Source organism: Streptomyces sp. NPDC001933 (assembly GCF_042890955.1).
Classification (GTDB): Bacteria; Actinomycetota; Actinomycetes; order Streptomycetales; family Streptomycetaceae; genus Streptomyces.
In genome coordinates, this window is the sequence record NZ_JBIASS010000027.1 from 1 (window position 1) to 13614 (window position 13614).

Here is a 13614-nt window from a genome sequence, read left to right on the forward strand (position 1 = left end):
CCGGCGCCTACGCTGCTCGGCGGACAGCCCGCCCCCGTCCGGATACCGCATGCCTCCGGCGTACCAGCCCGGACGGACCGCGTCACCCATCCCGAAACAAATCCAGACCCCGAAACGCCGAAATCAGTAAGGAATGCTTCACCCTTCCCGGAAAAGCAACAACGCCTCACACGGGCGGCCGTCGGGGCGCCCGAGTCGCTGGCAACGAAGGTTGGCCAGCCCGTGCACCAAACACAGGCCCGCGACAGCGCAAGGGGCCAGCATCCCGCTATATTTGCACGTCAGATGGCATGTAAACCCCCCGAGCGGCGCACCTCGTCGACAACCAGAGATAACTCCACCCCATCACCGGCCACACACCTTCCGAGGGCACGTAGAGCGAGGTTCGCCGCCGGGCCTCATGCGGACGCGCGTCGCACGTGAACGCCCCCACCTTTCACCATTGGGTTGATACATCATCCTCTGGTTTGAGGAGGCCGACAGGCCGAGTACGGCGCGGCCACCGGGCCAGTTCACCAAGGCAAGCGCCAGACGTTCAGCCGCATCCACGGCGCCCAAGGTGATTCCGGACCAGCGGATCAGGCTCGGGCACAGCCCTCACGTCCCGCGCCTGTCGGACGCAATGCCTGCGAAAGCCGGTACCAGCCTCAGTTGAGAAGATGCCGGGCAGGGAGCCCCTCGTGACGGGGGATGTGGGGCCCGCCGCCCGGCACCGGGATCAGGCGATGTAGAACGGGCCGCCGCTGCCTTCCTTCTGGTAGCCGAAGTGAGTTCGCTCGGTGCGGAAAGTCTCCGCGACCGTCCAGGCGTGGTACTTGGTGAACATCGTGGCGCCGGCCAGGCGTTCCGGCCAGGTCTGCCCGTTGGACGTGGACTTGCTGAGGGTCTTCTCGGTGGCATAGTTGGCGATCGAGTTGATCCAGTTCTCACCGCCGACCATGTAGTACTCGCGGCCCAGCCCGCGTGTGAAGCCCTGCATGGCCTCGGCGGTGCTCATCTGCCGCAGCCCTTCCTCCGCGTAGGCCAGCAGGTCGTGCCAGTACTCACGGACGATCTCCACGTCCTGGCGGGTGCCCCAGCGGGAGATGTGCCCGCCGATGAGGGCCTTGAAGTCATAGGACAGAATGTCGTCGTGGGCCTGGTAGTAGCCGCTGATGTTCTCCGACACGTCGCAGTGCGCGAAGGTCACTGAGCCGGGACTCACGATGTCGATCTTCGTGAGAACCTTCTGCTCCGGGGCGTAGATGTAGATGTTTCCCGGACAGTGGTCAGCGCCCTTGTAGGACAACTCAAGCGTCGTGCCTCCCACCTCCAGCGTGGCATCGGTCGCGAACGTCTCGGTCGGCAGCGGTCGATACTTGTCAGGAAAGCGCGCCAGCAGTTCCCGCGTGATCTCGTGCGCAATGATCTTGACGCCGGGACCGAACTGGGAGGCCGCACCGATGTGGTCGGAGTGCCAGTGGCTGTAGACCAGGTGGGTGACCGGCTCCCTCGTGACGGACCGCACCGCAGCCTGGATGTTCTCGCCGAGTCCAGGGGGAGCGTCTATCACTACGACCCCGCTGCCCGTGACCACGAACCCAGCGTCGTAGCCGGACGGGCTGGTGACCCAGTAGAAATTGCCGCCGTCACCCACGTTCTCCAGGTGGTAGCCCTTCTCGTAGAACGTGGGGTCGCTGAGGTACTCCGGCATGAACTGTTCCGGAGCCGGGGCGTGGTCCTCCGGCCGGGACTCGGGGAATCCCCACTTCGTTGCGTAGAAGTCGGGCTTGTTGAAGACAGGCGGATTGGCCATGACTCTCCCATTCCTCTTGCATTTGAATCCGTGTCAGAGATATGCAGGCCGGCTCAACGCCTCCACGAGCCGGGTCAGTGCCACGTCGCCCCGGGTCCAGATCCCTCGTCAGATGCCATCGGACCGTGGACCACAGTCCGATGGCATGAACCATCTGATCTGGATGGGGAGTTCGTCGAGCCACGCCGACAGCTTGCCCCCGGTGGGCGGGTCCCCGCACCCGGGTGTTGCCCTGGCAATATCCCTGGGCTCCGCTCTCCAGGTTCTCCGAGTCTTCGCACGTAAAGCACCATGGCCGCATCCGCCAACACCAACCGCCAGGTCGGGGCTTGCAGACGTTCCGGTCGGCACTGAAAGGTCTACCCGATCTGCTCGGCCGTGCCGGCAACGCTCGTGCGCCATCGCCGCGTATGCCTTCGATGTCCGACTCCGGCAGCCCCGCCAGCCGACTCTCCTCTCTCTGATTGCAGACGACGAACACGAGAGCCACGTACGCGGCGACGAGCCGGCGGGCGACCGAGGCCAGTACACGAACGGTGGCAGAGACCGCCCAATGCATTTCGCCGACCATGCAGACGAGCGGACGTTTCTGAGCTGACACCACGAGCAGGCCAGCTCTGTGTTTGGTTCAACACCGTCCCGCGACCTGACAGTCACAGCACGGCGACACCGATTCACCTCACCGCGGCGCTACTTCTCCTGTCCTCCAGTGGAAACGCCCGCCCGCAACTGTCTTCGTGACGTGACCCCTAGCTTCACGAACACCTTGCTCGCATGCCATTCCACCGTCCGCGGGCTGATGAACAGCCGCGCTCCGATCTCCGCGTTACTCAGGCCCTCGCGGATGAGTCGGACGATCTGTGCCTCCTGAGCCGTGAATTCGTTCCTCGTGCGGTGGCGGGCTCACCGGGTTGCACTTACCACCCGGAAGTCGGAAGCCGCCGTCGTCAGATACTCCAGCAGCGCAGACTTTCCGACGCCGGCCTCGCCGCGGACCACCAGCGACCGGCTCTCGCCGGCCCGGACCGCCGCCAGCAGCTGATCCAGCTCCTCGCACTCGGCCTCCCGGCCCACCAACCGCTCACCAGCAGGATTTGTTCCTGTCGCGCCACTCACCGCAGGCCCCTTCCCTGCACACCGATCACGCGCACAATCCCCCGAGCCTGAACGGCGGACTACTCGTCGCGATGCTGACCGTCGGCTCGCCGCCGCGCCGAAGAACGAATAATCCATGGGAGGCACCAAAAAGATCAAGCCACGACGGACAACGCGACAAGTGTCGGATCTACTCACCGAGATCGAGAGTGCATCGGCCCCACGAGGCTCGTGAGCCATTCCCCTGCATGCCCGGACCGGCTGACAAGGGACACTGCGCCCCTCCTGCGCTGGCCTGCCACAGCCCGTGAACAGCTGCATCCTCGGTGTCACTCGTGCGGTGCCTAAGCCTGGGCGCCACGATCCCCACATGTCGCGGCACCTCGACTACCCCCGGTACCCCAGGGACTCGGCCCGTGTTCCTCCCGGGTGCTACCACGGGCGGTCCAGGGAATAGTCGTGCGTGCCCTACGACACCGGGGACTCCCGACTCCAGCAAAGGTTCCAACTGATGCTCCCAGTCAACGTAAGGGGCTACCCACCTCCTCCGGGACAGGCCCTTACGGCGCCGCTGCTCGACTGCCGGCGCGGGATCACCTCCTTCGGTCAGCGTTCCACTCGCTTCCTGCCCCATGCCCCACCGGTGAGCACTCGGCGGCTGGTAGCCCTCCACCCGGCCTTCCGTCCGTAGAGCACACATCACACCCCCGTGAATCAGAATCGAGGCGTCATGACGCACGCAGACACCGAGAAACGCCTGTGCGGCCAGGCGCCCCACGATCCGCCGCAAGTGGCCATCACTCTGCATGTGAACGGCATCGTCCACACCCTTCAGGTGGATGCGCGGGTCACGCTGCTCGACGCCCTGCGGGACCACCTGGGTCTCACCGGGGCGAAGAAGGGGTGCGACCAGGGGGCGTGCGGCGCATGCACAGTGTTGGTCGATGGTAAACGCGTGGTGGCGTGTCTGGGGCTCGCCGCCCAGTACCAGGAGCGCGAGATCACCACGATCGAAGGGCTGTCGGTCGACGGCCGACTTCATCCGATGCAGGCCGCCTTCGTGAAGCACGACGCCTTCCAGTGCGGCTACTGCACGCCCGGTCAGATCATGTCGGCTGTCTGTCTCATCGAAGAGGGCCGCGCGGAGACCGAAGAGGACATCTGCGAGTTCATGAGCGGCAACATCTGCCGCTGCGGCGCGTATCCGAACATCCGCGCGGCGATCCGCGAAGTGAAGGAGGAAAGCTGATCATGCACCCCTTCGAATACACCTTGGCGAACGACACGAACGAGGCCGTGGCCGTCGTCTCTGCTGACCGGCACACCTCCTTCCTCGCTGGCGGCACCACCCAGCTCGACCTGATGAAGGACGGCGTACTCCGTCCCGAGCGTCTGGTGGACATCACCCGTCTGCCGCTCAAGGGGATCCTCCACGCCGACACGACCATCCGGGTCGGCGCGCTCACCACGATGGAAGAACTGGCAGCGGACCCCGTGATCCGCGCGCGCCTGCCATTCGTCCGGGAGGCCCTGCTTCTCGGGGCGTCGACCCAGCTCCGGAACATGGCCACCATCGGTGGCAACCTGCTCCAGCGCGCCCGGTGCCGCTACTTCCGCGACCCCACCGTCCCAGCCTGCAACAAGCGCGATCCCGGGTCCGGCTGCGCCGCCATCACCGGCATCCATCGCATGCACGCCATTCTGGGCACAAGCGATCACTGCATCGCCCTTCACGCCTCAGATGTCGCCGTCCCGTTCGCCGCGCTCGACGCGATCGTCCATACCCAGAGTGAGAACGGCACGCGGGCAATCCCACTGACGCAGTTCTACCTGCCGCCGAACGACACCCCTCAGATCGAGAACGTCCTGGACCACGGCGAGCTGATCACGGCCGTCGAGATCCCCCTCCTCCCGGCGGCGACCCACTCGCACTACATCAAGGTCCGGGACCGCGTCTCCTACGAGTTCGCCCTCGCCTCGGCGGGCGCGGCGCTCGTCATCGAGAACGGCGTCATCCGAGAGGCCCGCGTCGCGCTCGGCGGCATTGGCACACTGCCCTGGCGGGCCTGGGACGCCGAGGACATGCTGCGCGGTTCCCAGGTGGACACGGAGGTCTTCCGCTCGGCGGCCGAGGCCGCCGTTGAGGGCGCCCGGCCTCTGCCGGGGACGGCGTTCAAGGTCGAACTGGCCAAGCGCACCCTCGTACGCACCCTTGAGACCGTGGCAGGAGCCCAGTCATGACGACCCTCGAAACCGGCACCGTCGTCGGTGCGGGCCTGGACCGAATCGACGCTCCGCTCAAGGTGACCGGCTCGGCCCACTATCCGAACGACTTCACCGTCCCCGGCATGGCCCACGCCGCGCTGGTGAGGAGCACGATCGCCGCTGGCCGTATCCGTGCGATCGACCTCTCCGAGGCTGAGGCGGCACCAGGGGTACTGAGCGTCATCACGCACCTGAACGCGCCCCATCTGGAGCGCGGCCCAGTGACCCTGCTGGGCGGCTCGCCTCCGGCGCCGATCCAGGACGACCGCATCCTCCACTACGGTCAGCACATCGCCATCGTCGTGGCCGAGAGCGCCGAGGAGGCACAGCACGCCGCGCAGCTCGTCCGGGTCGAGTACGACACCGACAAGGCCATTCTCGACATGGAAGACCCCCGGGCACCGATCGTGGAAAACCCCTGGGGCATGGACACCGAACGCGGTGACGTCGCCGCCGGATTCGACCAGGCCGACGTCATCGTCGGGGGCACCTACACAACCCCCGACAACACCAACAACCCACTGGGCCTGATGGCCACGCTCGCCATCTGGCAGGGCGAGTCACTCACGGTCCACGACTCCACCCAATGGCCGCACAACGTCCGTACCTCACTGGCCGCCATCTTCAAGGTGCCCGAGAGCGGCATCAGGGTGCTGGCCCCGTTCGTCGGCGGCGGCTTCGGCGCCGGTCTGCGGATGTGGCCCCACGTCATCCTCACCGTGCTGGCCGCCCGGCAGGTCAGGCGCCCGGTCAAGCTGGTGCTCACCCGCCCCGAAATGTTCACGTCGGTGGGGCACCGGCCCAACAGCGTCCAGCAGATCAAGGTCGGCGCCACCCACGCCGGAGCCCTGGTGGCCATCGAGCACCACAGCATCTCGTCCGTGGCCATGGAGGACGACGACTACGAGCCGGTGTCGTTCGGCTCAGCCGTCGGCTACGCCTGCCCCAATGTGCTGACCCGGGACCGGCAGGCCCGGCTGAACATCCCCTGTCCAGGTTCCATGCGTGCCCCTGCCGAGGGCCAGGGCAACTTCGCCCTGGAGTCCGCGATCGACGAGGCGGCCCACGCCATCGGTATGGACCCACTGGAGTTTCGTCTGCGCAATTTCGCGGAGCAACACCCGGTTCTGGGCCTTCCGTGGTCGAGCAACGCCCTCAAGGACTGCTACCGCACGGGCGCCGAGAAGTTCGGCTGGGAGCAGCGCACCCCGGAGACCGGGTCCATGCGGGACGGGCGCTGGCTCATCGGCTACGGCATGGCCAGCGTCTCCTACCCCTTCTACCAGGTGCCCTGCCAGGCCCGTGCCTCCGTACGACGGGACGGCTCGGCGCACGTGCGCAGCGCCGCCACTGATATCGGCACCGGCACCTACACGGTCATGACCCAGCTCGCGGCCGAACTCCTCGGTCTCGACGTCACCTCCGTGCGGTTCGACCTCGGCGACTCCGACATGCCTTACGCACCGCAGGCCGGCGGCTCCGGTCTCACGGGAGCCCTCGGCAACGCCGTACACACCGCCTGCCGCCGTCTGGTGCAAGAGTTCCTCGACGTGGTCGCCAATGACGCCGAGTCCCCATTGCGCGGTTGCCTGCTCGACGACGTGACGGTGGCCGACGGGCGCATCCAGCGCGTCGACGAGCCGACGCAGGGGGAGTCGTACGCGGACATCCTGGCCCGCCACGGCCTCGAGGAACTGAGCGCGGACGGCAGGAGCACGCCACCGCAGGTCAAGGAGCTGGGGATGGCCACCGCCAGCGCCTTCGGAGCAAAGTTCGTCGAGGTGCGCATCGACCCCGAGCTCGGCCTGCTGCGGGTGGCACGGGTGGTCTCGGCGATCGACGGCGGGCGGATCCTCAACGAGAAGACCGCCACCAGCCAGATCATCGGCGGCAGTGTCGGTGGAATCAGCCAGGCACTGTTCGAGAACACCGAAACCGACAAGAGCAGCGGCCGGATCGCCAACGCCACGTTCGGGGACTATCTGATGCCTGTCAACGCGGATGTCCCGGACATGGAGGTCTACTTCGTCGGCGGTCCGGACCGGGCCACCGCCGTGGGCACCAAGGGGGTCGGCGAGGTCGGGCTTGTCGGGCTGGCCGCGGCCATCGGCAACGCGGTGTTCCATGCCACGGGGCAGCGCCTTCGCTCGGTGCCGTTCACCATCGATCAGCTCATGATCTGACCGGGTTGGAGTAGTCCCGCCGCGCGGCCGATTCCTGAGTACGGACGATGCGTTCGGTCGCCGCCCTTCCCGACGGCCATTCCTGCCGGCGGGAAGGGCGGTACCTGCGCAGCCTCCTGAACGGCTCCGCGCCCGATGCCCGACGCGCACCCGGCAGTCCGAAAGTCCACAGGAGAACGAAATGCTGGATATCGCTTCAGACCTCCACCGCTGGATCCAGCAGAGGCACGACTTCGCGGTGGCCACGGTCGTATCGGTCAGCGGCAGCGCACCGCGCCCACCAGGTGCAGCCCTGGCCGTGAACGATGAGGGCACCGCTGTCGGCTCGGTCTCCGGAGGCTGTGTCGAAGGGGCGGTGTATGAGCTCTGCAAGGAAGCCATAGGAAACGGTCAGCCGGTCCTTGAGCGCTTCGGGTACAGCGATGAATCCGCCTTCGCAGTGGGCCTGACCTGCGGTGGCACCATCGAAATCCTGGTCACACCGGTGCGGGCCGGCGAGCCGACGCGGGACGCATTCGCCGCCTTCCTGACCGCGGTGACCAAAGGCGAGACGGTCGCGCTGGCCCGAACTGTGAGCGGATCCGCGGAACTGCCACTCGCACTGCCTCTGGTCGTCAGGCCCGACGGCACGCACGAGGGGTCGTTGGGCGGCCAGGACCAACTCACCCGTCGTGCGGCCGCAGAGGCACGGGCCATGCTCGGCGTGGGCCGCACCGGCACGGTGGTGGTGGGAGGCGACGGTGCCCACTGCCCCAAGCCAGTCAACCTGCTGGTCGAGTCAAGCGCACCGCCACCGCGCCTGCTCGTCTTCGGCGCGATCGACTTCGCGGCGGCACTGGTGCGGCTGGGGAAGTTCCTCGGCTACCACCTCACCGTCTGCGATGCGCGCCCGGTGTTCGCCACCCGTGCGCGCTTCCCGGAAGCGGACGAGATCGTCATCGAGTGGCCGCACCGCTACCTGGAGACGACGGAAGTCGATGAACGCACGGTGCTGTGCGTCCTCACGCACGATGCCAAATTCGACGTACCCCTGCTGACGCTCGCCCTTAAGCTCCCGGTGGCCTATGTCGGAGCCATGGGGTCCCGCCGCACCCACGAGGACCGGGTCGCGCGGCTTCGTGAAGTGGGGGTGCCGCAAGACGAGCTGGACCGGCTGCACTCACCGATCGGCCTGGACCTCGGGGCACGTACACCGGAGGAGACAGCCCTGTCGATCGCGGCGGAGTTCGTGGCCGACCGGCAGGGCGGGACCGGTCGGCCGCTGACGGGGGCGCGCGTGCCAATTCATCGTGATGTGTCGGTGGCCACTGCGCAGTTGAGGGAATCCGGAACCGTCTATCACGCCCACCGGGCCCCTCTTCGGACCCCGATTCCTCTGGACCAAATCGGGCGCTGACACCCCCACACCGTTCCCGGTTCGCGCGGACGTCCTCGCCATCGACCCGCGTGCCAGCACCCTGGAATTCCTGAACCGGGTGTCACTGGCGGGCAGCGGCTGCCTCCATCTGACGGACGCTCCGGACGGACAGCACGTGGTGGTGGCGAACTGCTACGGCGGTGAGGTGCGTGCTCAGCATCCCGACCGCCGACTTCTGGTACGTCGAAAACGGCAACTCATCGACCGGGCTGGGTAAATGCGCTCCCGATACGTCCGGCCTGTCAGGCCATGAGTGCATGACACAGACCAACACGAACAAGGACGTACGCGACGTGCAGGCGATCACGGAGGCCAACGGGTACATGCGGCGCGGCTGTGTGACGTCGCTCGGTGGGTCCTACCCCTCGTGCCTCTGCCCCAGGACCCCGTGCGGGGGCGTCGCAACCGGGACCGAGCGCCCCCCTTCTCTGATCTATGGGACGCCGCACCGGAAGTGCACATCCAGCGCCCCCAGGCACGAGCGACGGCAAGGTCTCCCCGGGGCTAAGGGCAATACCCTGGCGGGCCGCGTCGCTGGCGGCTCCTGCGTCGTCGCGGGGAAGTTCGCCCAAGTGCCGTTGTCCGGCGACGCGCACTGTGTCACCGGGGTCGGTCGGGGCCGGAGGCTGGACGACGACGGGTGACTGCGGCCGGCGGGGAAAGCCTCACCGGGCCTTCCCGGGTGCCGGCTCGTTGACCAGCGCAGACGACACGAACCGCGGCCGTGACCGGAGCCGGGCCCGCCCGTTGAGCACGGGGCACACCAGCGCGATCATGAGAGCAGGTACACCGATGGCCACATGGCACTACTTCGTCGAACTCCTCACCGAGGCACTCGGCGCCGAGAACGTCCAGGGCGGAACGGGGACGAAGGACACCAAGGCGGTGGCGACCTTCGAGCAGACCCTCAAGCTCAAGGACGGCACCACGAAGAAGCGCCGCCAGAAGCTGCACTTCGAGTACGACGGCAAGGACACGGGCTGGATCGCGGTCACCTCCCTGATCGGCCCCGTCGCCAACGTCGATACCGACGCCTTCCTCGCCTACCTCGGCGAGGACTGGCGGCAACCCGCCGCTGTCGTCGTCGACGGACAACTGGCCCTGCGCCACCACATCAGCCTGCCCGCGGCCGAGAAGGACAAGGACGCCGACGCCATCAACAAGGAGGTGCTCGCCAAGGCGTTCGTCTCCTCCGTGGCCGTCGGCAGCGTCGCCGACTTCCTTGAGAAGCACTACACCGACGAAGACGCGAGGTAGACCGACAGCAATCGGCCCCGACACCCTCGACGAGTTCACTGGCGGGGGCCGTCGGTGTAGCCGTGTCCCGTTTGCTGGCATGGCGTTGTAGCCGAGGGCCGGCCTGCGGCTCGGTCAAGCCGTTCACCTCGAAAGGAGCCGTGTGAGCCCTCTTTCCGCACTGACGTCGCCAGCGCCCGTATCTTCGGGCTCCTCCGTGTTCCCCGGCTGTCTCTGGACTTCACCGGGACCGCAGCACGCCCCGATGAGGAGCCCGGACCATCGGCTGGGCTCAAGAGCGGGGGTGGATCGGACCGCGAGGCGGCACGCGGATTCCCGAGAGCTCGCTGCTGGGGCTGGCCGGCAGCCCCGCCGTCGCCTTCCCAGACCTGTGCTGGACGCCCGGGTTCACCCCGGCCCCAGAAGATTTCATCAAGCGCTGTTCTCCCCGCCTGGACGTACTCCTGTGACCTCGACCTCCCTCGCACCCGACACGACGGCTCTAGCCGACCGCCGGCTCAATCTGCTCGACCGCGCCTTCCTCACCCTCGACGGCCGTGACCAGCCGATCGTCACACTGGCGCTGGACTGCGAAGGTCCTGCGCCGACAGCCGAACTCCTGATCCGACGCGTCACCGACCGCCTGGCGCTCGTCCCAGCACTCCGCACCGATCTCGCATCCGTTCCGAAGCGGGTTCTACGGATCGACGTGACCGACGTCGACGACGAAACCGACCGCATCGTCCGCAGCCCGTTCGACCTCGCCTCGGACTCACCGCCCTGGAACATCCGGCTCCTCACCCGATCTGGCAGCACTACGTTCTTCCGGGTCTGCCTGAGCGTCCACCACGGCCTGCTGGACGGCGTCGGCGCCACCCACGCCCTGGCCACCCTGCTCCCCGACGTCCCCAGCCAGGGAGCCCGCCTGCACACCGCCGACCGGCCCGGCACCCGAAGCATGGCAAGAGCCCTCAGGGACATGGCCGCCGCGCTGGCGCACCGCTCCGCATGGATTCCCCCACCCGCCTCGTCACGGCACGAGGGAAGGTGCTCGGCACACCGCGATGTCCCTGTCTCGACACTGCGAGCACTCGCGGACTCCCACGGGACGAGCCTCAACGACGTGAGCCTGGCAGCACTCGGCGTGGCCCTCGCCGCCTCGCAGCACCAGGGCACACCGACGCAGTCCCGACACGACGTCGTCGCGGGCATTCCGGTGTCCACCAGAACCACGGAAGAACGGCACCACGCCGGCAACCTCGTCGGCGTCTACCGCCTCACGTTCCCCCATCGGATCGGTTCACTCGAAGAAGCGATCAAGGACATCCGCACACAGATCGCGGAGGTCCGAGACCTGCAACTGCGCGACGCGTACCGCAAACTCGGCAAGCCATCGACGGCAAGGCTCGGCGTACGCGCCACCCGGTCCATGCTCACCCCGCGGTCCACCCCGCTCGTGGTCAGCAGCGTCTCCTTCCCGGAGGAATTCACCGTGTTCGGCGCAGAACTGCGCGCGGCCTCGATGCTGCTCAACGTCTTCGACGACTTCCCCGCGTACGTCTCTTTCACCCGCACCCCGGACAACGTCCGCTGCACCTCGGTCGCCGACGAGGCCCGCAGCTCCCTCCTAGACCTCCCGGAGCGCTGGGCGGAAATCCTCCGCAGAGCCTGAATACGCTGCACAGCGCACGCGGTGAACCTTCCGCACCCACGTCCGGTCCGAGGAGCGAACCCGGGCCTGACGGCTCCGTCGAGGCTGTACCGCCGCGTGAAACGGCGTGCCACCGGTAGCCGTCGCCGGGGCGGTGGAAGAGGCCGGCTCTCAATCGGTGCGGTTCCTCCACGTCGTGGAAGCGGATCGCGGCGGCTGGCTCCGGGGGGGCCGCCCAGCCCTTGCTGGGTTTGACCTGCAGCCCGCCCTGGCCTGGAGGTGTCGGTTCCCCTTGGCACCATGGCGCTGGTGAGTCACAGCGTCTCCTGTTCCACCGCCGACCGGGCAGACGTCCTCGCCTCCGGGTAGGGCGAAATGACCCCTCCGAGGTCCGCGCAGTCATGGCGGACCGGCCCGCGGAACGTGGCGGAACCCGCCGCCGTCAGGCAGGCGTAGCAGTGCGCCGCGGGTGAAACGGGTAGTCGTCGAGCTGCATGGTGCCGTGGAACTGCGTGCCCGTGAAGTCCGCTTTTGCCAGCCGGCAGCAGCCCAGGTCGAGTTCGAGGCCGGCCAGCGTGGCGCCGGACAGTGGCAGTTCGCGTCCGGTCTGAAGAGGGGGCCGGTTCATGGGCAGAGAGGTCTGAGTACCAAGATCAGGCCCCGAATTGGTGCTTTTATCGGAAAAACTGCGCCTTCTGGCTCCGTTGAAGTGGCCATCGGCCCCTGTCGCAGTCTGAAAATCTCGCTTGCTGCACGGCTGTTCGCGAATCCGGCTCCCGTGACGTCCGCGATCAGACATCGATCGGCTGAACGACGAGAAGGGCTGCCTACAGTGACACGATGACGAGGGCGGTGTCATCCCTGATGCCTGTCGACGGCAACAACTCCGTCAGCAGGGCATCGGCAAGATCCTCGGCCGCGGCTCCGCAGTGGCGGGTCAGGGAGTCGGTGAGCCGGTCAAGGCCGGTGTCGATGTCCTCGCCCCGATGTTCGACCAGACCATCGGTGTACAGCACAAGAAGTGCGCCCTCGGTGAAGGGCGTCGTGGCCTGTGACCGGGAACCCTGCTCGATGCAGGCGCCGAGTGGTGGGTCGGTGGCCCGGTCCAGGAGTTCGACGGTGCCGTCACTCCGCAACAAGGCCGGCGGCAGGTGGCCGGCGCTGCTGTAGGTGATGCAGTGGGTTTTCCAGTCGATGAATGCGTTGGCCACCGTCGTGTTCTCGGCTCCTACGACGGAGCGGGCGTACAGCTCCAGGATCTCCAGGGCGCGGGCCGGATCGACGCAGGAGCGCGAGGCGGCGCTGAGAGCACTGCGCAGTTGCCCCATGACACTGGCCGCGGCCAGTCCGTGACCGACCACGTCGCCCACGGCGACCCCGAGGCGGTCGCCCGGCGCATCCACCAGGTCGTACCAATCGCCTCCCACCTCCAGCGCGCCGATGGCGGGCCGGTAACGCACGGCCACCGGATGGCGTCCGACCGTGCGCGGCGCAGGCAGCATCGCCTCCTGCAGGCTCAACGCGACGGCGCGGGCCCGGATCAGTTCGGTGACCTCCTCCACCCGGTGCAGCAGAAGCGCGACCTGTCCGTCCGCGCCCGGGACAGGGATGTTGGTCATGCTCCAGAAGCGTGCCTCTGCCGCCCGGGGCCGCACGATGGCGTCCGTCGGATCGAACCGCTGCAGTTCCATGGTCTCGGGCCTGCCGGTCCTGGTGACCCGGCGCAGGGACTCCTCGATGTTGCGCGCCACGGCCGCGTTGGGATGGTTCGGCTGGTCGGCGTAGTCATCGGGCATGTAGTGGCCGATCACGTGCTCGCGGCTGCGGTTGATCACGCGCAGCCATTCCTCGTTGGCGTCCACGAAGAACAGTTGTGGGGTCAGGAGGGCCACCGCCCCTGGAAGGGCCTGGAATACCGCGATGTAGTCGATTTCTGGTTCTTTCATGACTGTCCCGCCTGGACGCAGTGAGC

The 13614-nt window shown here is 67.4% G+C and carries 10 protein-coding genes and 1 pseudogene; 6 read left to right on the forward strand and 5 right to left on the reverse strand.

All coding sequences use genetic code 11. The annotated features are described in order from the left end of the window. Positions 1-718 precede the first annotated feature (718 nt). The 3 genes and pseudogenes from ACFYY7_RS38670 to ACFYY7_RS38680 all read right to left on the reverse strand — a co-directional run bounded on the left by ACFYY7_RS38670 (position 719) and on the right by ACFYY7_RS38680 (position 2911). On the reverse strand, positions 719-1795 hold the full coding sequence (locus ACFYY7_RS38670; RefSeq protein WP_388669027.1) for an MBL fold metallo-hydrolase: 1077 nt from the start codon (positions 1793-1795) through the stop codon (positions 719-721). A gap of 690 nt (positions 1796-2485) precedes the next feature. After that, positions 2486-2671, reverse strand: a pseudogene (locus ACFYY7_RS38675) (helix-turn-helix transcriptional regulator); the annotation flags it as partial. 27 nt (positions 2672-2698) lie between these two features. Then, positions 2699-2911: an ATP-binding protein gene (locus ACFYY7_RS38680; RefSeq protein WP_388669030.1), complete on the reverse strand. Its 213-nt coding sequence runs from the start codon at positions 2909-2911 to the stop codon at positions 2699-2701. Positions 2912-3620: 709 nt separating this feature from the next. Between ACFYY7_RS38680 and ACFYY7_RS38685 the strand changes: the two genes are divergently transcribed. The 6 genes from ACFYY7_RS38685 (at position 3621) to ACFYY7_RS38710 (ending at position 11663) form a co-directional block, all read left to right on the forward strand. Further along, entirely contained in the window at positions 3621-4139 is a 519-nt protein-coding gene (locus ACFYY7_RS38685) for a (2Fe-2S)-binding protein (RefSeq protein ID WP_388669033.1), read from the forward strand. Positions 4140-4141: 2 nt separating this feature from the next. Beyond that, positions 4142-5131, forward strand: coding sequence for an FAD binding domain-containing protein (locus ACFYY7_RS38690; RefSeq protein WP_388669036.1), 990 nt, complete (start codon positions 4142-4144; stop codon positions 5129-5131). Next, the gene (locus tag ACFYY7_RS38695) at positions 5128-7338 is read left to right on the forward strand and encodes a xanthine dehydrogenase family protein molybdopterin-binding subunit (protein WP_388669039.1); all 2211 of its coding nucleotides are present in this window, start codon (positions 5128-5130) and stop codon (positions 7336-7338) included. Before ACFYY7_RS38690 ends, ACFYY7_RS38695 begins: the two co-directional genes overlap by 4 nt. Positions 7339-7519: 181 nt before the next feature. Next, positions 7520-8734 (forward strand): XdhC family protein, encoded by a 1215-nt coding sequence (locus ACFYY7_RS38700; protein ID WP_388669042.1) that lies wholly within the window; start codon positions 7520-7522, stop codon positions 8732-8734. An 813-nt stretch (positions 8735-9547) separates the two neighbouring features. Continuing rightward, positions 9548-10012: a hypothetical protein gene (locus ACFYY7_RS38705; protein WP_388669045.1), complete on the forward strand. Its 465-nt coding sequence runs from the start codon at positions 9548-9550 to the stop codon at positions 10010-10012. A 445-nt stretch (positions 10013-10457) separates the two neighbouring features. Continuing rightward, complete coding sequence (locus ACFYY7_RS38710) at positions 10458-11663, forward strand: hypothetical protein (RefSeq protein ID WP_388669048.1); 1206 nt, start codon at positions 10458-10460, stop codon at positions 11661-11663. A gap of 421 nt (positions 11664-12084) precedes the next feature. On the opposite strand, the gene ACFYY7_RS38715 is transcribed toward ACFYY7_RS38710, so the two are convergent. Both ACFYY7_RS38715 and ACFYY7_RS38720 read right to left on the reverse strand, forming a co-directional pair. Continuing rightward, positions 12085-12270, reverse strand: coding sequence for a hypothetical protein (locus tag ACFYY7_RS38715; RefSeq protein ID WP_388669051.1), 186 nt, complete (start codon positions 12268-12270; stop codon positions 12085-12087). Positions 12271-12469: 199 nt separating this feature from the next. After that, on the reverse strand, positions 12470-13588 hold the full coding sequence (locus ACFYY7_RS38720; RefSeq protein WP_388669054.1) for a PP2C family protein-serine/threonine phosphatase: 1119 nt from the start codon (positions 13586-13588) through the stop codon (positions 12470-12472). Positions 13589-13614: the final 26 nt, after the last annotated feature.